We start from the raw sequence: 25,535 nt of genomic DNA, 5'->3' as shown, positions 1-25,535 counted from the left end.
GTCGACACTGCTGCGACGAGGGCAAGAGCCAAGGCCGGTCGCGGGGGCGCGGGCGATGACGGGCGTGTCCCGGGGGCGCTGCCGGTAGACGTCCCGCACATGATGAAGCAGCCGGACGTCGCGGGGCTGAAGACGCCTCCGCCACCTCCAGGGAATCCGGCAGGGAAGGGCGAGGACGCGGCAGGGGGATCGGCGGGGCCGCAGGGCCCGGCCTTCGGCAGGGCCGCGACCATCACGCGGGGTGCGGGCAGGACGGCGGCCGCACGGGCGGCGGCCGAGCCGGTCGTGGATTCCTGGTGGGCATATCCCGTCATGGAGAGCGAGTCGTCGACCTGGACCTTCCCGACCGTGACCCCCACCTTCGAGGGGCAGATCAACGATCCTGCGGGCCGGTACGGCTCGCTGGTGGTGGAGGTCGAGCACGACCCGTCGGTTCCCGCCCAGGGCAGCGGGCTGATCTGGTCGGCCACGGGGACGCCCACGTCGGCCTCGACCTCGTTCTCGTCGGTCGCCATGCCTGCCGGGAAGGTGCAGGACGGCTGGCTCGTCCGGATGCGGGTACGCGCGGTCACCACGGGAGGCTCGCCCGTGGCCGGTCCGTGGTCGGGCTGGCAGGCCGGAAAGGTGGAGACCCACAAGCCGTTCGTGGAGTCGTGGTGGGCCGGGCCGCTCATGGAGGGAGAGTCGTCCGACTGGACGTTCTCCAGTGTGACCCCCACCTTCGAGGGCCGGATCGCGGATCCTGCGGGCCGGTACGGCTCGCTGGTGGTGGAGGTCGAGCACGACCCGTCGGTCCCCGCCCAGGGCAGCGGGCTGATCTGGTCGGGCACGGGACCGGTGACGTCGGCCACGTCGTCGTACTCGGCGGTCTCGATGCCGGCCGGGAAGATGCGGGACGGTTGGCGCGTCCGGATACGGGTGCGGGCCGTCATCCCGGGCGCCACACCCGTCACGGGAGCGTGGTCGGGATGGCAGGCCGCAAAGGTGGACACCCACAAGCCGCTGGTGGAGTCGTGGTGGGCCGGGCCGCTCATGGAGGGAGAGTCGTCCGACTGGACGTTCTCCAACCTCACGCCGCAGTTCGAGGGCCGGATCACGGACGCCGAGAGCCGCTACGGCTCGCTGGTGGTGGAGGTCGAGCACGATCCGTCCGCCGCCGGGCAGGGCAGCGGGTTGATCTGGTCCGGCACGGGCACGGTGACGTCGGCCACGTCCGCGTACTCGTCGGTCACCGTTCCGGCGGGGAAGCTGAAGGACGGCTGGCACGTCCGGATGCGGGTGCGGGCAGTGATCCCCGGTGCCACGCCGGTGACAGGGCCGTGGTCGGGATGGCAGGCCGGAAAGGTGGACACCCACAAGCCGCTGGTGGAGTCGTGGTGGGCCGGGCCGCTCATGGAGGGCGAGGCGTCGACCTGGGCCTTCTCCTCCCTGACGCCGCGGTTCGAGGGCCGCATCACGGACGCCGAGGGCCGCAACGGCTCGCTGGTGGTGGAGGTCGAGCACGACCCGTCGGTTCCCGCCCAGGGCAGCGGACAGATCTGGTCCGGCACGGGCACGGTGACGTCGTCCTCGTCCCCGTACTCGGCGGTCACCGTGCCGGCGGGGAAGCTGCAGGACGGCTGGCACGTCCGGATGCGGGTGCGCGCGGTGACCTCGGGCAGCTCTCCCGTCACAGGACCATGGTCGGCCTGGCGGACCGGGCGGGTCGACACCACCAAGCCGGTGGTGGAGTCGTGGTGGGCCGGGCCGCTCATGGAGGGCGAGGCGTCGACCTGGACCTTCTCCTCCCTGACGCCGCAGTTCGAGGGCCGGGTCACGGATCCGTCGGGCCGGTACGGCGCGCTCGCGGTCGAGGTCGAGCACGACCCGTCGGTTCCCGCCCAGGGCAGCGGGCAGATCTGGGCGGCGACCGGATCGGTGACGTCGGCCACGTCGGCGTACTCGACGGCGACCGTCCCGGCCGGGAAGCTACGTGACGGCTGGCTCGTCCGGATGCGGGTGCGGGCGGTGATCCCGGGCACCACGCCGATCACCGGCCCCTGGTCCGAATGGCGGCTGGGCAGGGTCGACACCACCAAGCCGATCGTCGAGAGCTGGTGGGGCTCCCCCGCGTCCGAGAGCACCCTGTGGTCCTTCTCGTCGGCCACACCCACCTTCGAGGGCCGGATCACGGATCCGTCGGATCGGTACGGCGCGCTGGCGGTCGAGGTCGAGCACGACCCGTCGGTCTCCGCCCAGGGCAGCGGGCTGATCTGGTCCGGCACCGGGCCGGTGACGTCGTCCTCGTCCGCGTATTCGGCGGTCACCGTGCCGGCCGGGAAACTGCAGGACGGCTGGTTCGTCCGGATGCGGGTGCGGGCGGTGATCCCGGGCACCACGCCGATCACCGGCCCCTGGTCCGAATGGCAGTTCGGCATGATCGAGGTGGGCAGGCCGGCCGGGGCGGGCCTCGGCGCGATGCCCGCCACCCAGGGCACGGGCACCTGGACGCTGTCCTCGCTCACCCCCTGGCTCTACATGAAGATCACCACCTCGAACGGCGCCGCCTCCTCCTTGGGGACGGAGATCGAGCACGATCCGGCCGTCCCCGCGCAGGGCACCGGGCTGATCTACGCCGGCAAGGACACGACGTCCTACCCGTCCGGTTCCAACGCCTGGCTCCAGGTGCCCGCCGGCAAGCTGCGCGACGGATGGCGGGTGCGCTGGCGGGTGCGCGGCGTCCCCACGTCCGGGACGGCCGGCGCCTGGTCGGCCTGGCAGTACGCGAGCGTGGACCTGAAGAAGCCGTCGGCCGCCGCCCCGGGCATGACGCCGGGCACGTCCGGCGCCGGTCAGTGGACACTGCCCTCACTGACTCCGTCGGTGTACGCGACCGTCACCGACCCCGAGAGCCGCGCGTCCTTCCTGGGCGTGGAGATCGAGCATGATCCCTCGGCTCCGGCGCAGGGCTCCGGGCTGATCTACAGCGGCAGGGGAAGCGCGTCCTCGGCGTCCGGCCGTACCGCGTGGCTCCAGGTGCCCGCCGGCAAGCTGCGCGACGGATGGCGGGTGCGCTGGCGGGTGCGCGGCGAGACCACCACGGGCGTCGCCGGCCCCTGGATCGAGTGGCAGACGGCGCGGGTCGACCTGACCAAGCCGTCTGCCGAGGCGCCCGGCCTGGACCCCGCCACCCGCGGCACCGCCTCCTGGACCACGCAGTCCCTGACCCCGTCCGTGTACGCCAAGGTCACCGACGCCGAGAACCGCGCGATGAACCTGGGCGTCGAGATCGAGCACGACCCCGCCGTGCCTGAGCAGGGCAAGGGCTCCATCTATGCGGCAACCGGTACCACTCCGGCCGCCTCCGGCAGGGAGGCCTGGTTGAGCGTGCCGTCGGACAAGCTGCGGGAGGGCTGGCTGGTCCGCTGGCGGGTGCGCGCGGTCACCACGTCCGGAGTCGGCGGGCCGTGGTCGGAATGGCAGTCCGCGAAGATCAACGCGCTGCCGTTCGAGACCTTCTCGCCGGCCAACAACACCCGTGTCGGCACGCTCACTCCCACCCTGTCGGCTCATGCGCGTCCGGCCGACCCGGCGACGGAGGTGACGTACTGGTTCCAGGTCTGCGCGGGCAAGCAACCGACCTGGTCCTGGTGCGAGACATCGCCGGACTGGGGCAAGTCGGGCGCCTGGACGGTGCCGGGCGACAAATTGAAGTGGGGACAGACGTATTGGTGGCAGGCCAAGGCGATGGGCGGCGGTACCACCGTGACGTCCTCCTGGCGGGCCTTCGTCCCCGTTCCTGAGCAGGGGAGCATCAACGCGTCCCTGGGGGAGGGGAGCGACGGGCTCGCCTTCGACCACTCGACCGGCAACTACACCACTGCGGCGATCGACGCATCGGTAACCGTGGTGGGGCCGCCACTGTCGGTGGCGCGCACGTACAACAGTCTGGACCTCCGGCCCGATTCCGCCTTCGGCGTCGGCTGGTCCACCCGCTGGGACATGCGGGTCGAGCCCGAGCCGAAGACCTCGTCCGTGCTGATCACCTATCCCGGCGGGGAGCAGCACCGCTTCGCCGTCCGGAAGGGCGAAACCCCGCGCACTCCCGCGGAGGCCACCTACGCGTCGCCGCCCGGGGTGTTCGCGACCCTCGCCGACGTGACCGGGGGCGGCTGGCGGCTGATGGACAAGTCGGCCACCTCCTACTGGTTCGACGCGGCCGGTCGGCTCACCAAGGTCACCGACAACCGGAACCACACCCAGGAGCTGACCTACGGAGCCGACGGCAAGCTCGCCAAGGCCACCGCCACCGGCGGCAGGTCGCTCACCTTCACCTGGACCGGCGCCCATGTCACCGCCGTCTCCACCGATCCGGTCGGCGGCGCGCCGCTCACCTGGACCTACGCCTACGACGGCGACAAGCTCGTCAAGGTCTGCCCGCCGAGCACGACGACGGCGTGCTCCGTCTACAGCTACGGTGACGCCTCCCGCTACCGCAGCGCCGTGCTCGACACCGGCCCCGAGGGCTACTGGCGGCTGAACGAGACCGGAACCGCCAACGGCACGAAGATCGACAGCGCGACGCCCTGGCAGCCGGAGCCGGGCGAGGAGGCCAAGCTCACCGGCACGACGCCCGACGTGGTCGCGGCCGTGCCAGGCGCCCTCACCGGCTCGCCCGACACCGCCATGCGCTTCAAGGGCACCGCGACCTCGTCGTACGTGGCCCTGCCCCAGTCCGCCGTCAACGGCCAAGGCGGCAACGTGGCCGTCGAGGCGTGGTTCAGGACCACGGGGTCCGGGACGATCCTCGGCTACCAGAACTCCACCGACACCCCCAGCGCCTTCACCCCCGTGCTGTACGTCGGCACGGACGGCAAGCTCCGCGGCCAGTTCTACACGAAGGCCGCCACGCCGATCACCTCCGCCGTCTCGGTCAAGGACGGCAACTGGCACCACGTGGTCCTGTCCGGCGCGGAAGACACACAGACCCTCTTCCTGGACGGCCAGGCCGTCGGCACCCTCGCCGGTGAGATCGAGCACTACAACCAGTACGAGACCCGCATCGGCTCCGGCTACGGCTCCTCCGCCTGGCCCGCCACCACGGGAACCACCGCGGTCTTCCCGTTCGCCGGTGACATCGACGAGGTCGCCGTCTACGGCAAGCCGCTGGGTGCCCAGGTCGTCAAGACCCACTACGCGGCGCGCTCGCCGCAGCCGCAGCTCGTCAAGTCGGTCACCGCGGCGGGCCGTACGGAGGCGGAGAACGTCTACGCGGCCGACGGCGGGCGGCTGACGCAGCACACCGACGCCAACGGCGGAACCTGGAAGCTGTCGGCCCCGGTCTACAGCAGGGAGACCAACGTCCTCGTCTTCGCCACCACCACGGTGACGGACCCGCACGACAAGACGCTGACCTTCGTGGACGACGCCCTGCGCGGCAACCGGCCGATCTCCAAGGCCGACCAGCTCGGCCAGACCAGCCGGTTCACCTACGACGTCGGCGGCTATCCGGCGAAGATCTTCGACCCCAACGGGAACGTCGTGGAGACGGCGTTCGACAGCCGCGGGAACCTGCTGTCGAAGAAGACGTGCCGGACCGCCACCAGTTGTTCCACCGAGTACCACGCCTACTACCTGAACATCGACAACCCCTTCGACCCGCGCAACGACCTTGAGAACGCCCGTCGGGACGCGCGGTCGTCCGCGCCGGCGGACGAGACGTACCAGACCTCGTGGGTCTTCAACTCCTTCGGCGAGCAGATCAAGCAGACGATCCCTGCCACCTCGGACTTCCCGCAGGGGCGTACGACGGTGAAGACCTACAGCGACGGGACCGAGCCCGCCGAAGGAGGCGGGCTCACCCCGGCGGGCCTGCTGAAGTCGGCCAAGGACCACAAGGGCAACGAGACCACTTACACCTACACCGCGGCGGGCGACCTGGCGGTCCAGACCAGCCCCGGAGGACTGGCCAAGAAGTACGAGCACGACGCGCTGGGCCGCGCGGTCACGGTGAGCGAGATTTCGCAGGCGTTCCCCGACGGGGTCAAGACGAACGTCGTCTACGATGCGCTGGGCAGGGTCACCTCCCGTACCGGCACCGGGGTGAAGAACGTCGTCACCGGAGTGACGCACACCTCGCTGTGGACCGGAACGTACGACGCGGACGGCCTGCCTTTGACCGAGTCGCTGGCGGACGTCACCGGCGGCGACCGCACTCGCGCCACTGCCTACACCTACGACGTCTACGGCCGCGTAGAGACCGCGACCGGCCCGGAGGGCGGGGTCCAGCGCTTCGCCTACGACCACAAGGGCCAGAAGATCAGCTTCACCGACGAGCGCGGCACGACCTTCGCCTACGGATACACGCCGCGCGGAGAATGGGCCACGACCACCCTCAAGGGCTGGACCGGTAGCCCGGTCACCCCTCAACAGGCGGCAGACCTGGTCATGACCTCCAACGCCTACGACCCGGCCGGGCGGATGGCGTCGCAGACCGACGCGTTGGGCCGCACCACCGCCTACACCTACTACGACGACAACATGCCCGCGGAGAAGATCGCCAAGAATGTCAGGCTGAACGGCTCCACAGCCCCTCGTGACGTCGTGCTGGAGTCCAGAACCTACGACGCCGCCGGCAACCTGACGAGCCAGACCAGCGACGGGGGAACGCTACAGGTCGACGCGACCTTCGACGCGGCCGGACGGCTCGTCTCCCAGACGGTCGATCCGGCGCGGCTGAACCGGGTCACCGCCATGACCTACGACGCCAACGACAACGTGACCAAGATCAGCATGACCGCCGCAGGCAGCGGCCGCACGGAGGTCAGCGAGTACGCCTACAACGAGGCGAACCGGCCGATCCGGCAGGTCGTCCACAACGGCGGTCAAGATCTCGTGACCAGCTTCACCGTGGACGACCGCGGCCTGGTCACCTCGACGACCGATCCGCGCGGCAACGCGCCCGGCGCTGACCCCGCAGCCTTCACGACCACCCTTTCCTACGATGAGGCGGGTCAGGTCGCACAGGTTCAGCTGCCGTCCATCACGATCGAACGCGCCGGCGCCCCCACGGCCACCATGAGGCCGTCGGCCAAGATGGGTTACAACACCTTCGGCGACAAGACGCACCAGGTCGACGCGGAAGGCCGCGCCACAACCTCGGCGTTCGACCGGGCCGGACGCGTCGTCGAGCAGGTGTTCCCCGCTTACACCCCGCCAGGGGGCCAGCCGCTCACCCCCAAGGAGAGTGCCGCGTACGACGCCGCGGGTCAGTTGATCACCTCGACGGATCGCCGCGGCCAGACGACCACGGCGGTGTACGACGGGCTCGGCCGCAAGGTGCAGGTCACCGCGCCCAAGGCGGGTACGGCCCCGGCCGGCGTGTGGACTTACGGCTTCGACCTGCTGGGGGAGGCACTCTGGACGGTCGATCCCACCGGGGCCCGGTCCGAGTCGACCTACGATGACCTGGGCCGGCAGATCACCTTGACCACGATCGAGCGCAAGCCGTCGCAGGCGGTATACGTCACGAGGATGGAGTACGACGACGCCGACCGTGTGACCAGGACGACACGGCCGACGGGCGACGCGAGCACTCGTGCCTATGACGCGACCGGCGCCCTCGTCAGCGAAACCGACGCGCTGGGCAACACCACCACGTTCGCGTACGACCTGGCCGGGCGCACCACCAGGACCACCGACCCGCTGGGCCGCTCAAGCACTGCCAGTTACGACCTGGCGGGCAGGAAGACCCAGATCCAAGAGGTGGACGCCGACGGCAGCGTGCTGCGGACCAGGAGAGCCGACTACGACCTGGCCGGCAATCCGATCAGTCAGACCTCTGCCGAAGGCCATACCGCCACCCAGGTGTTCGACGGCGCGAACCGGCTGATCGAGCGTCAGGAGCCGATCTCGGCCACCGAGAAGATCACCACGAGCTTCGGCTACGACGCCGTTGGTCGTCCGACGCGCTCCACCGACGGCCGAGGCAACGCCACCTTCACCACCTACAACAGCCTTGGCCTGGCGGAATCGGTCATCGAGCCCAGCACCGCGGCCCATCCTGACGTGTCCGACCGCACCTGGACCACCGCCTACGACGCGGCCGGCAACCCCGTGACCAGCCTCGTTCCCGGCGGAGTGCGCGTAGACCGCGTGTTCGACGAGCTCAACAGGCTGACCAAGCAGTCCGGCACCGGCGCCGAGGTCGCCACCGAGGACAAGACGTTCGGCTACGATCAGGCCGGCAGGATGGTGGCGGCGAACGGTCTGAGCTTCACGCTCAACGATCGCGGCCTGCTGCTCAAGGCGGCGGGAACGGGCGGCGACCTGAACGCCTTTGCCTACGACGCCGACAACAGGCTCGCCCAGCGCGTCGACGTCACCGGAACCACCAGCTTCACCTGGGACGACGCCGATCGGCTGACCCAGACGGTGGACCCCGTCAGCGCCTCCTCCATCGATTACGTCTACGACAAGGCCTCGCGCCTGACGTCGATGGCCTACGGCGCCTCGGGGGCCCGCCGCTCCTACGCCTACGACGGTCTGAACCGGCTGACCAAGGACGAGCTCACGACTTCGTCGGGTGGCGCCATCGCCTCGATCGAGTACGGCTACGACCTGGACGACAACCTCGTCGCCAAGACCACCAGCGGTACGGCGGGAGCCGGGACCAACACCTACACCTACGACTGGGCCAACCGGCTCACCTCGTGGACCGCCCCGGACGGCAAGAAGACCGACTACGGCTGGGACGCGGCCGGCAACCGGACCAAGGCCGGCGACAAGACCTACACCTACGACGAGCGAAACCGCCTGACGTCGGGAGACGGCCACTCCTACACCTACACGGCGCGCGGCACCCTGGCCGAGGACTCAGCCGGAATCGTGCGCTTGACCAAGTTCGACGCCTTCGACCGGCTTGTGCAGGACGACGGCGTCACGTACCACTACGACGGCCTGGATCGGGTCGAAACCCGCACTCAAGGGCAGCAGACCACTCGCCACGTCTACGACGGCCTGTCCGACAACCTCGTGTGCGTGACGGATGCCGCCAATGTCGTGCGAGCGGCCTTCGGCCGGGACGCGCTGGGCCGCACGCTGGGCATCAGCGACGGCGCGGGCGCCCAGCTCGCCTTCTCCGACCTGCGCGGCGACCTCGTCGGGGCGTTCAAGGCGGACGGCACCTCCCTTATCGATTCGGTCGCCTACGACCCCTTCGGTGAGGTCATCACCCGAACCGGCAACGCCCACGCCCTCGGCTACCAAGGCGCCTACACCGACCCGGACTCCGGCAAGATCAACATGGCCGCTCGCTGGTACCAACCCAGTACGGGCAGCTTCGTCTCGGGTGACACGCTGAGTCAGAACGCGGACCCCAGCGTCCAGCTCAACCGTTACGCCTACGCCAACGACAACCCCCTCACCAACATCGACCCTGACGGCCACAAGGCTCTGAGCAAGGTCATGGGCAAGCTCGCCAGCATGGTCAAGAACATGTTGTGGAACAAGTCCGGAGGCCTGAGCATCGCCACGTCGGCGGGCGGCGCCACGATGAAGGCGCTGAGCTGCCCCCAGGGCGGCAAGAAGAGCAAGGATCCCATCTGCAAGGACGCGGCGAAGGAATACACGAGCTGCACCAAGGAGAACAAGGGCAAGACCGCTAAGAACATCTGCCAGGACATGAAGGACGACTACGTCGACTGCCGCAACGAGCGCCGTGCCGGAAACTACAAGGGAAGCGCCAAGATCTGCGGGTCCTTCGCCGACGAATATGTCACCTGCCGGAAGGGCAGCGATTACGAGTCGCGCAAGAGTGACGACGTCTGCTCCGGGGCGGGACGTGAGGTTCGCCGCTGCATGTTCGGAGCCGAGAACGGTTCGCGTCCCGGATACGGCCAGGGGGTCGGCGGTTGCGAGAACGTGCGTTTCGACTATTACTCGTGCCGTGCCGACAAGAGAGGCGACGATCCAGGATGCAGCACCATGTCGGAGGTCGTCTTCCGCTGCAAGAAGCACACCAACGTCAAGTGTGACGATGTTGACGACAAGTTCCTGTCTTGTTACAAGCGTGGCCGCGGGATGTCGGCGAACGAATGCGCTTTCGGAGTGAACGTGCTGTTCCACTGCCGGGACAGCGTGAACCAGAAGGTCCTCTCCGAAAAGGGGATCTGCGGCAAGACCTATAACTCGTTCCTTGAGGACTGCAAGGATCTCAAGGGGCTCAGAGGCAGTAACTGCACGCAAGGAGAAAGCTGGCAGGACGTCTCCTACGCCATCTGCGAGAACGGCAAGGGCGGCGGCGTGTGCGTCACCTACCTGAGCGACGACGACAAGGGGACCCTGGAGAAGGGCGGAGAGCTGCCGATGGTCATCATCAGCTCCGGGCTCGACATCTGCGCGGCCGTCATGGGCGTCGAACAGCCGCTCGTCGCCGCGGGCTGCGGGGTGGTGAAGGCGGTGATCGACATCATCAACGGAGTGCTCAAAGATATGCAGGACAATGCGATCGCCGCTGCCAGCAGCGGGAGCAGGTCGCACGGCGAGGGCTCCGGTATCGCCGTCATCACCAAGACGAGCAACTGTAAGTTCAGCAAATACGCGACCGTGTGCAAGCCTGAGTACGCGCACATCATAGACACCAAATATGCGCCGCTGTGAGCCGGAACGACGAAGTTGACGGAGAGCAGATGACGGATGATCCGGCCGAGGCCAGGCGCAGTTCACCCCGCTCCGGCCGTCGTCTCGCCATGGTGCTTGCTCTCTGCCTGGTTCTCGGCGTGGGGGCCGGCGGATTCGCCTGGAAGCGCGAGCATGACAAGGCGTCGAGCCAGGAACGTCTGGCCGTGGCCCGCCTGCTCGCGCTCCATGCCGCTGAACTGCGCGACACGGATCCGGTCAAGGCACGGAAACTCGGGGCGGCCGCCGTCGCACTCCATGCCGACGAGCAGACCCGTGCCGGGCTGACGGACACCCTGCTCATGTGGCGGCGCGCACATCTGGCGGAGCCCACCCCCACCGGTGTTCAGGCCATGGCCCTGAGCACCGACGGGCGGATCGCTCTCACAAAGGGCACGGACGGCGTGAGCGTGTTCGACCTTCGCACCTGGCTGGATCTGGACATCACCGAGAAGGCGGATCGGCTCGCCGTGCTGAAAGGGCTTGAGGAGGTGACCGCGGTGGCGTTGTCGGCCGACGGGCGGACGGCGCTGATCGGCGGTGATGACGGCTCCGCGATCGTCTGGGATCTCACCGACCCGGCCCGTCCCGTCCGCGGAACCACCCTCGAGGGCAGGGCGAAGGGCGGGGCGGCACGTAAGATCGCGCTGTCCGGTGACGGTCGTACCGCGCTGGTCGCCGACGATGACGGCGACCTGCTCGTGTGGAATCTGGCCGATCGATCCCGCCCGGTCCGGTCCTCGGTCATCGAGGCCGGCCATGACGGCGTCCAGGATCTGGCGTTGAGCGGTGACGGCCGCACGGCCGTCACCGTCGGGGAACGGGGTTCGACGGTCGTCTGGAATCTGGCGGACCCCAAGCATCCCGTCAGGTCAGCCGACCCTGCCTTTCCCGGCAGTCTCACGGAGGCGCTGGGGATGAGCGGAGACGGCCGGATCGCTCTGGTCGCCGGCGCCGAACGGGTGAGAGCGTGGTATCTGCACAATCCCGCCGCTCCTGGAGAGACCGGTGGCATGGATGTTCCGGACGTCACCCAGATCGCCCTGACGCCCGACGGGCGGAGAGCCCTCCTCGGCACCAGCCTCGGCGACGGGTTCCTGTGGGACCTCTCCCGCCCGGCGCGGCCCGTCCGGCTCGCCGCGCTGAAGGGGAACACGGAGGACGTCAACGCCGTCGCGCTCAGCGCGGACAGCCGGGTCGCCCTCATGGCCGACCCCTACCGCGGGATCTTCCTCTGGGACCTCCACGACCTGGACCGCGTCATGGCGGATCCCCTGGGAGCGATGTGTTCGCAGGCCGGTGGCGGGGACCCTCTCACCAGGGAGGAGTGGACGAGGTTCGCGGGAGACGCGGACTGGACACGCTACGGCGGCGACGCCTCCGGCGTCCTGTCCGTCTGCTCCATGCGCTGACGACCCCATGCGCCGACGAACGCCGCGCTCGCGCTCCACCACAGCGGGCTCAGCGGGACGGACGCCCTTCCGAAGGTTCGCCCGGGTCAGCGGTCAGGCCGTACGGTCCGGGGTGGGGTCCGGAGCGACCTCCGGGTGGGCGGTGACGCGGCGGCGGACGGCCAGGCCGAACAGGGCGACCAGCAGGCCGCACGCGCCCGACAGCGCGAAGGGCGCCGCGGGACGCCACAGGTCGTAGAGCCAGCCGCCGACGCCGGAGATGACGAAGATGCCGATCGCGCCGCAGAGCGTCTGGACGCCGAAGCTGGACCCCCGGTAGCGGGCCGGCACCTGCTGGGCCAGCAGCGGGCCCGCCGTGGTGATGACGCCGATCTCGCCCAGGCCGATGGCGGCCGCCACCAGCATCATGCCCGGCCCGAGCGGGTCGCTGACCAGCAGCGTCGACAGGTACGCGGCCGCGGCCAGCGTCTGGGCCAGGATCACCACGTCCTGCCGGCGCATCCGGTCGCCGAGCCAGCCGAACAGCGGCGCGCCCACCACGATCACCATGTACGCGATGCCCACGATCGCGCCGCTCTTGGCCAGGGCCTCGGTGGCGGACATGCCGCGCACGGCCTTGGCGTAGTCGACGATCCACAACGACAGGAAGCTCGCCACCAGCGCCAGGTCGGCCCTGGCCACGAAGGACGCCGCGTACGACAGCGCCACGCCGGGATCGCGGGCCAGCCGCACGCCCTCGCCGACCAGCCGCGCCAGCCCGACGCGCTGCTCGACGGGCGCGGCCGGGCCGGCCGCGAGCGTGCCGCGCAGGGCCAGCGCGCCCAGCAGCACCAGGCCGGCGACCACCAGGAAGCCCACCCGTGCCGCCGTGGCCGCTTCCATGCCGCCGTTCTCCAGCATGTTCGGCAGGCGTACCAGCACCAGCACCGCGATCACCGCGCCGATGCCGCTGAACAGGCCGAGCCAGCCGTAGGCCTTGCCGCGCGCGTGGTCGCGCACGTAGTCGGCGGTGATCGCGGACATGGTGACGTTCAGGGCGGCGATCCCGAGGGCGAAGACGACCCGCAGCGCGACCAGGACGACGACGTTGCCCGCGAACGGGTAGAGCGCCGCGCCGACCGCGCACAGCAGCAGCCCCGCCACGGCGACGGGCCGCCGGCCGATGCGGTCGGCGAGCGCGCCGTACCAGACCAGGCTCAGGATGAGCGCCGCCTCGGCGGCGATCTGCAGGTAGCCGGTGGTGCGGCCGAGCTCGTCGCCGGACAGCCCCAGCGCGTCGGTGAGCAGGTACGGCTGGGCGGCCGGCAGGAACGTGATGACCGCCGTGCCGAGGAGCCCGAGCCCCATGCATGCCCAGAGGTTGGTCCTGCTGATGCCCGTCGAGGCGTCGAGACCTAACATGGCAGAGATCATCCCAACGTCAGCCCTAGATCGTCTAGGTTTGGGGCATGATGAGTGACCGAGTCCCGCCGGGCGTCAGCGCCGCGGTGCCCAACGTGGCGCGGATGTACGACTACTACCTCGGCGGGAAGGACAACTTCGCGTCCGACCGGGACGCCGCGGAGAAGGTGCTGTCGATCATCCCCGAGATCAGGGGCGACGCGCGCAACAGCCGGGCCTTCCTGCAGCGCGCCGTGCGCCACCTGCGGCAGGAGGGCGTCGACCAGTTCCTCGACATCGGGTCGGGGCTGCCGACCGCCGGCCACGTGCACGAGGTGGTCGAGGGCGCGAAGATCGTCTACGTGGACAACGACTCGGTCGTGCTGACCCACTCCCGTGCCCTGCTCGGCCGTTCGCCGGACGTCACCGTCCAGGAGGGCGACCTGCGGCGGCCGGAGGCCGTCATGGAGCGGGCGGCCGAGGTGCTGGACTTCTCCCGGCCGATCGCGCTGCTCGTGGTCTCGCTGCTGCACTTCGTCACCGACGACGAGGACCCGGTCGGCATCGTCCACCGTTACCGCGACCTGCTGCCGGCGGGCAGCCACATCGTGCTGACGCACGTCGCCCCGGACACCATGCCGAGCAAGGCCGACGACGTCAGCGCCGTCTACCGGAACGCGACCTCGCCGTTCACGGCCCGCAGGCGGTCGGTGTTCGCCTCCCTCCTGGACGGCTTCGACCTCCTGGAGCCGGGCATCGTCAACACCCGCGAGTGGCGTCCCGACCCGGACACGGACCCGTCCCCGATCCACGGCGACTACCACCTGTGCGCGGTGGGCCGCAAGCAGTCCTGATCCGCGCGCTTTCGAACCCGTTTCGAACATGTGATCTAAAAACCGTGGGCTTCCGCCGTCGGTCGTGCTTACGATCTCGGTGATCGCCGGCCGTGCGGAGCGGCCGGCTCCACCGGACGGGAGAGATGTCCTTGAGGCGTACGATGATCGCGTCAGTCGCCGGGTTGAGCCTGCTGGGTTCCGTTGTCGTGGCGGGCCCCGCGCGGGCGGCCACCGTCGCGACGGTCCCGCTGGCCCCGGTCGTGGAGCAGGCCAGGGAGGTGGCCCGGTTCTGGCTCGCCGACGGGGCCGCCAACCTGCGGAACGCCACGCCGTACACCGTTCTGACCGTGGCCGCCGGTGAACGCCTGTCCACCGGGGTCGTTCCCGACGGGCCGCCGGTCAGCATCTCCCCGATCGGGCCGGAGGACCCGCCAGGGGACGGAGCCGTGACGTCCGGCAAGGTGTTCTTCATCGGCAGCGACAACCAGCCCCACTGGTGCACCGGCACTTCGGTGCAGTCGAACTACCGCAATCTCGTCGCCACCGCGGGCCACTGCGTGTTCGACGTCGAGGCACCGATGGGCGCGCTCGGCAAGTGGATCTTCGTCCCGGCGTACTCCGACGGCGCGACCCCGTTCGGCCTGTACGTCGGCAAGCAGGGCATCTCCCACTACGACTTCGACGACATCCGCGACTTCGACCGGGACTACGCCTTCGCCACCGTCCACAGCGGCGTCGTCCTGTCCGCCCCGGACGTGCTGACCCACGTCGGACGCCTGGGCGACCGGGTCGGCGGCATGGGGCTGGCGGTCAACCAGCCGCTCCCGCCCGTCGCCGACGTCTTCGGCTACCCCGCCGGGGTCCATCCCGACGGCACCGGCCCGTACACGGGCGGGACCCTCGAACGTTCGACCGGGCCGACGTTCGCCGTGCGGACCACCAGGCCGCCGCGCATGGACCGGCCCATCGGGGTGGACTCGCCGTTCACGGGCGACGGCTCGCTGGGGTCGGCGTGGGTGAGCGGGTACGACGAGGAGACCCGCGCGGGCTACCTGACCGGCCTCACGATCGGCGTCGCCGACACCGACGGTGACGAACGGTACGACACCGGCGTCTCCCCGTACTTCGACAGCGCCCTGTTCCAGGTCTACCGGGACGCGGCCAACCGCTGGACCGGTGCCATCACCACCATGTCCGGCTGATCCGGACGTCCCGGCAGGGGGCGTACCCCCTGTCGGGGCGGCCGTGCGAGGATCGGGCTCCGTTCTGTGAAGGTCATGGTGAGTGGAGGCGACGCGTGCTGAACGAGCGGGAGCGGACGCGGGGTGGCCGGGTGGGGTTACGGCCGAGGCTGGTGGCGGCGGGCTGGGACTATCTGGTGATCGTCGCCTGGCTGGTCCTGCTGGCCGTGGTGTTCGTCCCGCTGCGCCTGGCGGGGGCGGCGGTGTTCGACGGGCTCGGCGTGGTGGGCACCGATGTGCTGATCACCGCCCTGTCCGTGCTGCCTGTGCTGACGTACCTGACCCTGGGGGAGGCGGGGCGGCGGCAGGCGACGTGGGGCAAGCGGCGGGCGGGGCTCGTCGTGGTCCTGGCCGGTGGCGGGCGGCCCGGTGCGGCGCGGATCGTGGCGCGCGGCCTGGTCAAGCTGCTGCCGTGGCAGTGCGCCCACATGGCGGTGTCCCGGCTGGCCCGTGACCAGGAGTCGGCCGTCGCCATGCCTCTGCTGGTCGCGGCGTACGCGCTGGCCGGGGCCACGATCGTGCTGGTGCTGGCCCGCCGCGACCGGGCCGCCCTGCACGACCTCGTGACGGCCACCCGGGTCGTCAGGACGCGGCCGGGGGAGGCCGCCGGTCAGAACCGGTAGCGCAGGACGCGCGCGCCCTGCCGCGACAGGGCCGTGCTGAGGGCGGTGAGCCGGGTGAGCGCGCGAAGCGGCTGCGGGAACCCGGCGACCTCCGGCGCGCGGACGAGGAGCTGCTCCTCGGCCAGTTCGAGACCGGCTCCCCAGGACTCCGGCTCGCGGGGGTCGTCGAAGCCCTGGGCCGCCTTGACGCCGAGCGCCTTGATGCTCGGGTGGTACTTCATGGCCCAGGCAGCGAAGCGGGTGTAGCCGTTGATCGCGAGCTCGCCCGAGGGGAAATGACGGGTCAGGTCGCGGGCCATCGCCGCGAAGGAGTCGCCGGGCATGAACGGCAGCAGCCCCTCGGCGACGATCATCGCCGGCCGGTCGCCGGGGACGTCCGCGAGCCGGCCGGACGAGGTGAGATCGGCTCCCACCAGGTGCGAACCGCCCGGCAGGCACTCGGCTCGCAGGGCCACCACCTCGGGGAAGTCGACGTCGTACCAGTCGACGCCCGGCGGGGGATCGCACCGCCACATCCTGGTGTCCAGGCCGCAGCCCAGGTCGATCACCACGCAACCGGGACGGGCGGCGACGAAGGCGCGGACGGCGTCGTCGAGCTTCTTCGCGCGCAGCGCGGTGGTGGCGACCAGGCCGGGCTTGACCTTCAGCCTGCCGAAGTCGTAGTCGATGCGGGCGGCCAGCTCGGCCGAGAGCCGGTCGCCCAGGATCGCGCCGGGCGACCCGGCGTCCAGGGCTCTGGCGTGGAGGGTGAGCAGCAGCGTTTCCTGGATCAGCCCGAGTTCGGGGCGCAGGAGGTGCACGGGAGTTCCTAACGGCGTGGCGGATGGCGAGCTGCGAGGTCCTGCAGCCACGTCAGGGAGTCGTGGGCGGCCCTGATGCGCTCGGCGCGGTGACCCTCGCCGCCGACGAGGCCGATCCCTTCGCCGGCGATCTCGCCGAAGGCGCTCAGGCTGTCGAGCTTGCGCTGGACGACCTTCTGCCAGGCGTCGTCCTCGATGCGGTAGTAGGAGGTGCGGTCGGCGGGCCTGCGGACCTTCGCGACCAGGCCGATGGCGGTGAGGAAGCGCATGTTCGAGGTGAGCGAGGCGCGGCTGGCCCGGATCGCCTCGGCGATCTGGCCGGCGGACTGCTCGGCGGGGTCGCAGATCATGAGCCAGCCGAGGATGCGCCCGGTGATGGGGGGCAGCCCCCACTCCTCGACGCAGAAGGCGGTCACCCGCTCCACCCATCGGAGCAGCCGGTCCTGCTGTTCCTCGGCGCTCATGGGCCCCTCCGGTCCGCGTTGCTAGTTGTTTCAACTCTGACTGAAACAACTAGCAATGTCAACGCCGTAAGGAGGCTCATGCCTCCGGCAGGGACGGGTCGGGCGTCCAGGGGGCGGGGGCGGTGATGGACCAGCGTTCGTGGTCGCGCCAGGCGCCGTCGATGTAGAGGTAGGCGGCCGACAGCCCTTCGTAGCGGAAGCCCAGCCGCCGGGCCAGCGCCAGGGACGCCTCGTTCCCCGGCTGGATGTTGGCCTCCAGGCGGTGGAGCCGCAGGTCGGTGAAGGCGTGCCGAAGGGTGAGGGTGAGCCCTTCCGTCATGTACCCCCGCCCCGCGGACGGCGCGAAGGCCGCGTAGCCGACGGACGCGCCCTGGTAGCGGCCCCGGATGATCGAGTTGATGTTCACCGTTCCCGCGACGGCTCCGGTCTCCCGGACGCGGATCAGGAAGCCCAGGTTGAGGCCGTCGTCGAAGCGGTGCATCCAGGCACGGAACCCCTCCGCGGTCGAGGGCAGCTGCATCCATGGCAGATGCAGCGCGGCGCTGGCCCGGACGAGCGAGCAGAATTCGTCCTGGTCGGAGAGGGTGAGCGGGCGCAGTTCGACCCGCGATGGCATTTCGGACATGCGGTCAACACTAGGGGCTGTGGGGGAGATCCCGGCCGGTCAGGCGGAGGTGCTGCTGCCCGTGGTGGTCCAGGCCCGGTGGGCCGTCTCGCGGATCTCCTCGTCGGCGGTCTGCTCCACCCGGGACATCGCCGCGCGCAGGATGGGCGGGGTCATCAGCGAGGTGACGATCGCGACCAGCACCACCAGCGTGTACGCCTCCACGCTCAGGATGCCCAGCCGCAGGCCGACCATGGCGACCACGACCTCGATCACGCCGCGCGCGTTGAGCCCGGCGCCCAGGGCCAGGGCCTCCCAGCGGTTGAGCCGGCTCAGCCGGGCGCCGGCGTACGCGCCGACGAACTTGCCGACGATCGCGACGGCCAGCACCGCGAGCCCGGCCAGCAGCACCGGCAGGCGGGTCAGCGCGGTCAGGTCCATCCGCAGCCCGGCGGTGGCGAAGAAGACGGGGGCGAAGCCGTACAGCGTCACCGTGCGCAGCGGCGCCAGCCGGGCCGGGTCCACCCGGCCCGCGCTGCCGATCAGCATGCCCATCACGAACGCGCCGAAGACCGACTCCAGGCCGAGCGCGTGCGTCCCGGCCGAGGCCAGGACGACGAGCACGATCGCCGTCCCGACCGTCGGGCCCGCCTCCGGCGACCTGGCCGCCAGCCGCATCGCGCCGCGCACCAGCGGACGCCCGACGGTCAGGGCCAGCACGACGATGGCCACGAGGTAGGCCAGCGAGGTGAGCACGGTGCCCGTGGTGACCGCGTTGACGGCCATGGCGCTGACGATCGAGAGCATGAACCAGCCGAACGCGTCGTCGATCATTCCGGCGGTGAGGGTGAGCTGGCCGATGTTGCGGTGCAGCAGCCGCATGTCGATCAGCGTCTTGGCCAGCACGGGGATCGCGCTCACGCACATCGCCACGCCCATGAACAGCGCGAACACCGTCATGTCGGTGCCGTCGGGGACGATGGCCCTGGGCAGCAGGAACCCGGTGGCGATGCCGAGCCCGAGCGGGATGATCAGGCCGCCCGCGCTGATCCCGGCCGCGGTGGCCGCCCGCCGGCGAACCAGGTTCAGGTCCATGTGGATGCCGGTCAGCCCGACCAGCAGCAGCACGCCGATCTGCCCGACGGCGTCCAGGAGGTGGAACTGGCCGGGGTCGGCGGGGAAGAGCCAGCGCTGGAGGTCCGGCGCGACGTGCGCCAGGATCGACGGCCCGAGCAGCACGCCGGCGAACAGCTCGCCCACCACGGCGGGCAGCCGGAACCGGGCCGCCAGCGACCCGAGTCCCAGGGCGAGCGCGAGCATCACTGCGATCTGGAGCAGAAACACGAGCATGCTGTGCGCGCCTATGGGGGCAATGGGCGTCTGCATGAATATCCCCTGGGGTCGATCCGGTTCCCGAGCCTGGACATTCAGCTAAAAACACCCGGCGCAGCCGCCGCAACGGACCCGTCCGGATGCGGCACTCTCTGAGAAGGCGCCCCTCGAAGATGCGCAATCTCGGATAAACCGGACGGGATGCGGCTCAGGCGCGCGGCCCGAGCAGCACCGGCAGGGCGCGCACGCCGTTGTCCAGCAGCGAGGTGAGCCGCGGCAGGTCGTCCAGCGGCCCGGCGGCCCGCATGCCGGGGAACGTCGCGAACAGGGCCGGCAGCGCGACCTCGGCCTGCAACCGGGCCAGCGGCGCGCCCAGGCAGAAGTGCGGCCCGTGCCCGAACGCGAGATGCGGCACGGACGGCCTGGTCACGTCGAAGTCGGCGGCGTTCTCGCCGAACCGCTCGGGGTCGCGCCCGGCGGCGGAGAAACAGGCGAGCACCGCCTCGCCAGCCCGCAGCCGGACGCCCTCGATCTCCAGGTCCTCCATGGCGTAGCGCATCGGGAAGTAGGCGTTGGGCGACTCCCAGCGCAGCGCCTCCTCCACGGCCGCGCTCCACGGCACGGCCCCCGAGCGCAGCAGCTCAAGCTGCTCGGGCCGGCCCAGCAGGGCGCGGACGGCGTGCGCGATGAGGTTGATGGTCGTCACGTGGCCGGCGATCAGCAGCACCTGCACGGTGTCCTGCAATTCGGCGTCGTCCAGCCGTCCCTGCCCGTGCAGCGCGATCAGCTCGGTGGTCAGGTCCTCGCCGGGCGTGCCGCGCCGCAGCTCGATGATCTCGGCGACCAGGTCGAACAGCGCCCTGCGTCCCTGCGGGCCGTCCGGCGGGCACCGGTCGAGCTGCACCACCTGGTCGGTCAGCTCGCGCAGGCGCTCCCGGAGGCCGTCGGGGACGCCCAGCATCTCGACGATGACGCGCAACGGCAGCGGGTAGGCGTACTCGGCCCGCAGGTCGACCGGCTCGCCCGGCGGCCGGGCCGCCAGGTCCTCCAGCAGGTCGCCGACGATGGAGGTGATCCACGGCTCCATCCGCTGCACCTGGCGCGCGCTGAACAGCTTGACCAGCGGGCCGCGCAGCCGCCGGTGCTCCTCGCCGTCGGCGTTGAGCATGGACGCGTCGGTGACCAGCCGCATCAGCGACGTGCCCTCCGGCGCCGCGGCGCGGGCCTCGGGGTCCCAGTAGCGGATGTCGCGCGTCATCGCCGGGTGCGACAGCACCGCCTCCAGCGTCGAGTGGCTGACGGCGGCCCAGGCCCGCACCCCCTCGACCAGTACGGGGACGAGCGGCCCGGCCCGGCGCAGCCGCTCGTCGCTCGCGTGCAGGTCAAGGGTGGCCGGGTCGAGAACGAACTCGGGATCCATGGTCATCCTGTCTGTCTTGTACGTTCGGCGGTCATCGGCTCGACGCCGCCCCGCTGAAGCGGCGGGGCAGGACCATGACCGGGTTGTCGTCGAGGATCACGTCCGGCGGCCCGAAGCGCTCGGCCACCCGGCGGATCTCCGGGTCGTCGAGCAGCAGGAGCCGGCCGTCGAGGACGAGCGGCTCGTCGTCGGCGTACAGGGTGGGCCGGTCGACCTGGCAGTCGCAGTGGGCGTGGCCGGGCGCGGTGGTGACGGCCACGCCGTCGGTGAGCGCGTCGAGCCCGCAGTAGAACGCGCCGGCGTGCTTCTCCCGCTCGAACTGGGTGCCGCCGGCCACCCGCACCTTCGGGTTCAGTCCGATCAGCGCGTGCCGCAGGTAGTAGCCGCCGGGCGAGAAGCGGCGCAGCCGATCGGCGGACGTCCCGCCCTCGATCTTCTGCACCACGTTGCCGGCCAGGATGACGCTCAGCGGCTCCTCGGGCACGCCGGTGACCGTGGAGTCCTCGACGACGAGCACGCCCTCGGTGTCGGCGGGCCAGAAGTTGACGCCCCCGTACGGGAAGGGCCGCCACTGGCCGGGGCCCGGCGGCTCGGCGTCCGGCATGAGGGTCAGCCCGGACAGCGTGAGGTCGGTGCCGGCCGTCGAGGTGACCCGGATCCTCGCGGCCGCGCCCAGCTTCTCCAGCGTGCGGTGCGCCAGGGCGTAGAAGACCTCGTTGGGCAGGCGGGCGCCGGTGAGCAGCGCGCCCGCCGTGGCACTCATGTGCAGGGACGCGAACCTGACCGGCAGGGCAGCGATCTCGTCGAAGAACAGCGGCGCGGTGTGCACCTCGCCCCACCAGGTGCAGGCGATGACCACGTCCGACGCCCCGACGGCGGCCCGCTCGACGTGGTGCCCGGCCCCGCTGTCCCATCCGCCGGGGCTGAACGGCGCCACCGACAGGATGTGCACGTCGGCGTCCCGGTAGGCGGCCGCGGCCGCGATGGCCTGGACGACGACCGGATCGACGGTGTGCTCGGCCAGCACCAGCACCCGCTCGCCCGGCGCCACCCGCAGGTAGTGCACCAGGTTGCGGGCGCCGGGCATGAGCTCGACGATCGAGTACGGCGCGGCCGTCGGTTCGGCCGCGTAGCCGAAGGGTGAAGTGGCGTACGGATTCGTGGTCATCGTTGTCTCCCCCCAGCGCGGTTCAGCGTGAGAGCCGCCGCGCGCCGGCCGACAGCGCGGCCGGGTCGAAGCCGAACGCGTCCGCCGGGTCGTTGCCCAGATACAGGTCGCGGACCAGCTCCCCGGCCGCCGGGGCGTTGCACAGCCCGTGGCCGGAGAACCCGGTCGCGTACAGGAACGCCGGCGATCCGGGCAGCCGGCCGATGAAGGCCGACCGGTCGGGGCTGGCGTCCCGCGGGCCGCGCACCGCCGTCTCCAGCCCGGACAGGTCCAGGCCGGGGTAGGTGGTGGCGAGCTGTTCCCTGGCCCTGACGAACCAGGCGTCCCGGTCGGTGCCGGGGTTGCCCATGCCGATCAGGATCCGGTCGCCGCGTCGGCGGATCAGCAGCCCGCTGGCGGCGTGCAGGGTGACCGGCATGTCGGGCACCTCGGGCAGCGGGCCGGTGGTGAGCAGCTCCTGCACCGCCGGACCGGTCAGCGGCAGGTCAACGCCCGCCGCCGACGCGATCCAGCCCGACCAGGCCCCTGCCGCGCACACGATCGCCTGCGCGGTGAACGTGCCGTCCGCGGTCTCGACGCGCCCGGTGGCCGGGTCGACGGCGGTGACGGCGCAGCCGGTGCGCAGCGAGGCCCCCGCCCGCGCCGCCCCCTCCGCGTACGCCTGCACGATGGCGGCCGTGTCGCTCACGAACGCCTGCGGCGACCACGCGGCCGCCAGCAGCGACGGCTCCTCGACCAGCGGGTTGAGCCGCCGGGCCTCCTCCGCGCCGATCAGCGACACGTCCACGCCCGCGGCCCGCTGCGCCGGCAGCTCGGCCTCGAACCTGTTCACCTGCTCCCGTTCGGTGAACAGCACGAGGTAGCCCACCTGCCGCATCGGCAGCTCGGTGCCGGGCCAGCTCGGGAACGAGTGATAGGCCGACAGGCTGCGCACCGCCATCGCCGAGCTGACCGGGTCGCCGGAGAAGTAGGCGCGCAGCACGTCCGCGGTGGCCCGCGAGGCGCCGGAGGCCAGGTCGTCGCGCTCCAGCACGATGGTCTCGATCCCGGCCTCGGCCAGGTGGGCCGCGATCGACAGCCCGATCACCCCGCCGCCGATGACCACCACCTCGGCCTGGTCGGCCTGGCTCATGCCGGGGCCACCGTCCCGCCCTTGAACGGAGTCAGCATCGGGCCGGTGACCGGGGCCACCGAACCGTCCGCGCGCAGGTGCTCGTCCACCTGCCAGGGGAAGAGCTGGAGGTTCCAGGCGCCCAGGCAGTTGACGTACAGGGCCATGTGGCTCATGAGCGCGACGAAGTCCTCGCGGTCCTGGAGCTGGTCGGTGATCTCCAGCGCGCGCTCGGTGAACTGGTGCAGCTTGTTGAGCCCGCAGTAGCCGAGGAACTCGGCCGGGGTGGCGGCCATGATGCGCGCCATCTGCTGCAGGAACTCCAGCGGGAGCTGCTGCTGCTGGGCGGCCCTGACCAGGCCGGAGTAGCAGCAGTAGCCGAGCGGGCGGGTCTCGCCGTTGACGAACAGCATCGTGGTCAGGGTGGTGCCGAAGCTGCCCGCGCCCGAGGCGATCCGGCCCTCGTGCAGGTCGACCAGCTCCTGGGGCGGGTCGAGCCAGATGCGCTCGATCTCGTCGTGCAGCTCGGCGAGGAGCTGGTCGGCCTCGGCGTGCCGGGCCGTAGGGCGGCGCAGCTGGTGGCCGCCGCCGTCGCCGGCCCTGCGGACCTCGACGATCACGGGCTCGCCGCCGGAGTACACCGACTGCCACACCGCCTGCCCGGCCTCGGCGAGCGCGTCGAGGTCCTCCTCGCGGACGGTGCCGATGGGCGTGGCGGGCATCGGCTCGCTCAGCGGGCCGTACTTGATGCCGAGGTGCTGGAGGCGGGAGCAGAACACCGAGCCGTCCGGCGCGATCCTCCGGTCGATCTTGTGGACGCCCGGGACGTGCAGCAACTCGGGCATCGGGGCCAGGTGGTAGAGGTGGTGGCCCGCCACGAGGGCGTGGCCTTGCAGGCTGCGATAGGGCAGGGTCTGCCACAACGCGTCGGCTAGGTCGCGGTTGCGTCCGTCGAGGTCTGCTGTGACCGATACGCCGATGGTGGGCCAGAGGATTTCGATCTGCCGCTCAGTGGCCGATTTGTTCATAACGCGGACAGTAACACAGCCGTTACGACGCGTAATTGAGGGGGTCGTACGACGCCCGGAGGGGAGGGATGTCCGGGGGAAGGGGCCGTGGGCGGTCGTCGCGCGCGCCGGCGGGAGAAGTTTGGCGCCCCAGTCGTTTCCGACTGGGGCGATGCCAACATTAGGGTGTTTTGTCTGGTTTGTACAGGTTCTTTAACGTGAACGTGCGGGCCGCGCCTGGACGCGGCCCGCACGTGAGATCGTCCTACCCGTGTCACGGGCCGGGCGATCAGAAGATGTTCACCCCGTAGGCGCTCAGCGCCTCGGTGACCGGCTGGAAGAAGGTCGTCCCGCCGCTGGTGCAGTTGCCGCTGCCGCCGGAGGTCAGGCCGAGCGCGATGCCGCCGGAGAACAGGGCGCCGCCGCTGTCGCCGCCCTCGGCACAGACGTTCGTCTTGATCATCTGGCGTACGGTGCCCTCGGCGTAGTTCACGGTGGCGTTGAGCGCCGTCACCGAGCCGCTGTGCACGTGGGTCGTGCTGCCGCTGCGCTGCACGGACTGGCCGACGTAGGCATTGCCCGCGCTGGTGATGTCACGCGAGCCGCTGTAGAGGTCCACGCCGCCCGGGTGGGCGATGCTGGTGTTGGTGTAGCGGACGATCGCGTAGTCGTTGCCCGGGAAGCTGGAGCCCGTCGTGTTGCCCAGGGTCGTGGTCTTCGCGGAGTTGGAGTACCACGTGGACGCGATGTTGCCGCAGTGGCCGGCGGTCAGGAAGTAGTAGGTCGAACCGCTGACCACGTTGAAGCCCAGCGAGCACCGGTACTGCCCGCCGTAGATCGCGTCGCCGCCCTGGATGAAGAGGCTGAACGTGCCGGGCTCGTTCTCCACGCGCACGGCGGGCGTGGCCGCCTCGGCGCTCTGCCCCTGCGCGGCGGCCGCCTGGGTGTTGGCCTGCTGGACCGCGATCTGGACCTTGGTGCGAGCGGTGCTCGCGACGGTGCTGTCCACCCAGACGACGACCTGGTTGGAGGCCGGGTCGACGGCCCACGCGGTGCCGGGGACGGCGGCCGTGCGGTCGAGGAAGGACATGATGGCCTCTAGCGAGGGGCCGCTGCGGGACACGACACGAGGCACGGCGCCGGAGGCGGCGATGGCCTGCGCGTCGGCGGGATCGGTGGTGGTGACCACCATCTTGCCCTGTGCCTGGTCGAAGTAGGAGCCGGCGGTGCGGGCGCCGAGCTGCCCCTCCAGCCTGGCCGCGGCGGCGGCCGGGTCGGCGGCGGGCTGGGCCGGCGCGGGCGATGCCTGGGCGGGTACGCCCGTGACCGCGCCGGTGAGGAGTCCGGTGGTGGCGACGATCAGTGCGGCGCGCCGGATCCGTAAGCCATGGATGCTCACTGGAGCCTCCTGAGGGTGGGGTGACTTGCCCGCAAATATGAACAAAATCCCTAAGGAGGGCAAGGGGCTGTCATACTGATTT

15 protein-coding genes are annotated in these 25,535 nt (G+C 70.8%); 5 read left to right on the top strand and 10 right to left on the bottom strand.

The window, feature by feature from the left end:
- The first annotated feature begins 99 nt into the window (after positions 1-99).
- On the top strand, positions 100-10,638 hold the full coding sequence (locus AB0J97_RS13085; RefSeq protein ID WP_364087808.1) for an RHS repeat-associated core domain-containing protein: 10,539 nt from the start codon (positions 100-102) through the stop codon (positions 10,636-10,638).
- 29 nt (positions 10,639-10,667) lie between these two features.
- Positions 10,668-12,068: a hypothetical protein gene (locus AB0J97_RS13080; protein WP_364087806.1), complete on the top strand. Its 1,401-nt coding sequence runs from the start codon at positions 10,668-10,670 to the stop codon at positions 12,066-12,068.
- Positions 12,069-12,161: 93 nt separating this feature from the next.
- Here the strand turns inward: AB0J97_RS13080 and AB0J97_RS13075 are convergent, their stop codons facing one another.
- Positions 12,162-13,469 (bottom strand): MFS transporter, encoded by a 1,308-nt coding sequence (locus tag AB0J97_RS13075; RefSeq protein WP_364087804.1) that lies wholly within the window; start codon positions 13,467-13,469, stop codon positions 12,162-12,164.
- A gap of 47 nt (positions 13,470-13,516) precedes the next feature.
- On the opposite strand from AB0J97_RS13075, the gene AB0J97_RS13070 reads away from it, so the two are divergent.
- The 3 genes from AB0J97_RS13070 to AB0J97_RS13060 all read left to right on the top strand — a co-directional run bounded on the left by AB0J97_RS13070 (position 13,517) and on the right by AB0J97_RS13060 (position 16,148).
- Positions 13,517-14,302 carry an SAM-dependent methyltransferase gene (locus AB0J97_RS13070; protein WP_357696892.1) on the top strand — a complete coding sequence of 262 codons (786 nt, stop codon included), beginning with the start codon at positions 13,517-13,519 and terminating at the stop codon, positions 14,300-14,302.
- A gap of 143 nt (positions 14,303-14,445) precedes the next feature.
- Positions 14,446-15,486 carry a hypothetical protein gene (locus AB0J97_RS13065; protein WP_364087801.1) on the top strand — a complete coding sequence of 347 codons (1,041 nt, stop codon included), beginning with the start codon at positions 14,446-14,448 and terminating at the stop codon, positions 15,484-15,486.
- A gap of 95 nt (positions 15,487-15,581) precedes the next feature.
- Entirely contained in the window at positions 15,582-16,148 is a 567-nt protein-coding gene (locus AB0J97_RS13060) for an RDD family protein (RefSeq protein WP_364087799.1), read from the top strand.
- Here AB0J97_RS13060 and AB0J97_RS13055 read toward each other — a convergent pair.
- The 9 genes from AB0J97_RS13055 to AB0J97_RS13015 all read right to left on the bottom strand — a co-directional run bounded on the left by AB0J97_RS13055 (position 16,136) and on the right by AB0J97_RS13015 (position 25,453).
- Positions 16,136-16,948 carry a class I SAM-dependent methyltransferase gene (locus tag AB0J97_RS13055; protein ID WP_364087797.1) on the bottom strand — a complete coding sequence of 271 codons (813 nt, stop codon included), beginning with the start codon at positions 16,946-16,948 and terminating at the stop codon, positions 16,136-16,138. The two genes, AB0J97_RS13060 and AB0J97_RS13055, sit on opposite strands and share 13 nt — an antisense overlap.
- 8 nt (positions 16,949-16,956) lie before the next feature.
- Positions 16,957-17,412, bottom strand: coding sequence for a transcriptional regulator (locus tag AB0J97_RS13050; protein ID WP_364087795.1), 456 nt, complete (start codon positions 17,410-17,412; stop codon positions 16,957-16,959).
- 76 nt (positions 17,413-17,488) lie between these two features.
- Positions 17,489-18,037 carry a GNAT family protein gene (locus AB0J97_RS13045; RefSeq protein WP_357696902.1) on the bottom strand — a complete coding sequence of 183 codons (549 nt, stop codon included), beginning with the start codon at positions 18,035-18,037 and terminating at the stop codon, positions 17,489-17,491.
- 39 nt (positions 18,038-18,076) lie between these two features.
- The gene (locus AB0J97_RS13040) at positions 18,077-19,366 is read right to left on the bottom strand and encodes a cation:proton antiporter (RefSeq protein ID WP_364087793.1); all 1,290 of its coding nucleotides are present in this window, start codon (positions 19,364-19,366) and stop codon (positions 18,077-18,079) included.
- Between the two features lie 190 nt (positions 19,367-19,556).
- On the bottom strand, positions 19,557-20,768 hold the full coding sequence (locus AB0J97_RS13035; protein ID WP_364087791.1) for a cytochrome P450: 1,212 nt from the start codon (positions 20,766-20,768) through the stop codon (positions 19,557-19,559).
- Between the two features lie 31 nt (positions 20,769-20,799).
- Positions 20,800-21,936, bottom strand: a complete 1,137-nt coding sequence (locus AB0J97_RS13030) for a hypothetical protein (protein WP_357696908.1) — start codon at positions 21,934-21,936, stop codon at positions 20,800-20,802.
- A gap of 22 nt (positions 21,937-21,958) precedes the next feature.
- A complete protein-coding gene (locus tag AB0J97_RS13025) occupies positions 21,959-23,068 on the bottom strand; it encodes an FAD-dependent oxidoreductase (RefSeq protein ID WP_364087788.1) in 1,110 nt (369 codons plus the stop codon).
- Positions 23,065-24,075: a hypothetical protein gene (locus AB0J97_RS13020; RefSeq protein ID WP_357696912.1), complete on the bottom strand. Its 1,011-nt coding sequence runs from the start codon at positions 24,073-24,075 to the stop codon at positions 23,065-23,067. The genes AB0J97_RS13025 and AB0J97_RS13020 overlap by 4 nt, the downstream gene beginning before the upstream one ends.
- Positions 24,076-24,343: 268 nt before the next feature.
- Positions 24,344-25,453, bottom strand: a complete 1,110-nt coding sequence (locus AB0J97_RS13015) for a S1 family peptidase (protein WP_364087786.1) — start codon at positions 25,451-25,453, stop codon at positions 24,344-24,346.
- Positions 25,454-25,535: the final 82 nt, after the last annotated feature.

It is taken from the genome of Nonomuraea sp. NPDC049607 (genome assembly GCF_040675375.1).
In the GTDB taxonomy this organism is placed as follows: domain Bacteria; phylum Actinomycetota; class Actinomycetes; order Streptosporangiales; family Streptosporangiaceae; genus Nonomuraea.
The sequence above is the reverse complement of the archived record's forward strand: the minus strand, read 5'-3'. Positions and strand labels throughout refer to the sequence as shown.

What these genes read in the sequence shown, in the direction of transcription:
- AB0J97_RS13070 (WP_357696892.1), top strand. Translation starts at nt 13,517, where the DNA reads ATGATGAGTGACCGAGTCCCGCCGGGCGTCAGCGCCGCGGTGCCCAAC.
- AB0J97_RS13020 (WP_357696912.1), bottom strand. Translation starts at nt 24,075, where the DNA reads ATGAACAAATCGGCCACTGAGCGGCAGATCGAAATCCTCTGGCCCACC.
- AB0J97_RS13040 (WP_364087793.1), bottom strand. Translation starts at nt 19,366, where the DNA reads ATGCTCGTGTTTCTGCTCCAGATCGCAGTGATGCTCGCGCTCGCCCTG.
- AB0J97_RS13075 (WP_364087804.1), bottom strand. Translation starts at nt 13,469, where the DNA reads ATGTTAGGTCTCGACGCCTCGACGGGCATCAGCAGGACCAACCTCTGG.
- AB0J97_RS13030 (WP_357696908.1), bottom strand. Translation starts at nt 21,936, where the DNA reads ATGACCACGAATCCGTACGCCACTTCACCCTTCGGCTACGCGGCCGAA.
- AB0J97_RS13035 (WP_364087791.1), bottom strand. Translation starts at nt 20,768, where the DNA reads ATGGATCCCGAGTTCGTTCTCGACCCGGCCACCCTTGACCTGCACGCG.
- AB0J97_RS13085 (WP_364087808.1), top strand. Translation starts at nt 100, where the DNA reads ATGATGAAGCAGCCGGACGTCGCGGGGCTGAAGACGCCTCCGCCACCT.
- AB0J97_RS13025 (WP_364087788.1), bottom strand. Translation starts at nt 23,068, where the DNA reads ATGAGCCAGGCCGACCAGGCCGAGGTGGTGGTCATCGGCGGCGGGGTG.
- AB0J97_RS13045 (WP_357696902.1), bottom strand. Translation starts at nt 18,037, where the DNA reads ATGTCCGAAATGCCATCGCGGGTCGAACTGCGCCCGCTCACCCTCTCC.
- AB0J97_RS13080 (WP_364087806.1), top strand. Translation starts at nt 10,668, where the DNA reads ATGACGGATGATCCGGCCGAGGCCAGGCGCAGTTCACCCCGCTCCGGC.
- AB0J97_RS13065 (WP_364087801.1), top strand. Translation starts at nt 14,446, where the DNA reads ATGATCGCGTCAGTCGCCGGGTTGAGCCTGCTGGGTTCCGTTGTCGTG.
- AB0J97_RS13050 (WP_364087795.1), bottom strand. Translation starts at nt 17,412, where the DNA reads ATGAGCGCCGAGGAACAGCAGGACCGGCTGCTCCGATGGGTGGAGCGG.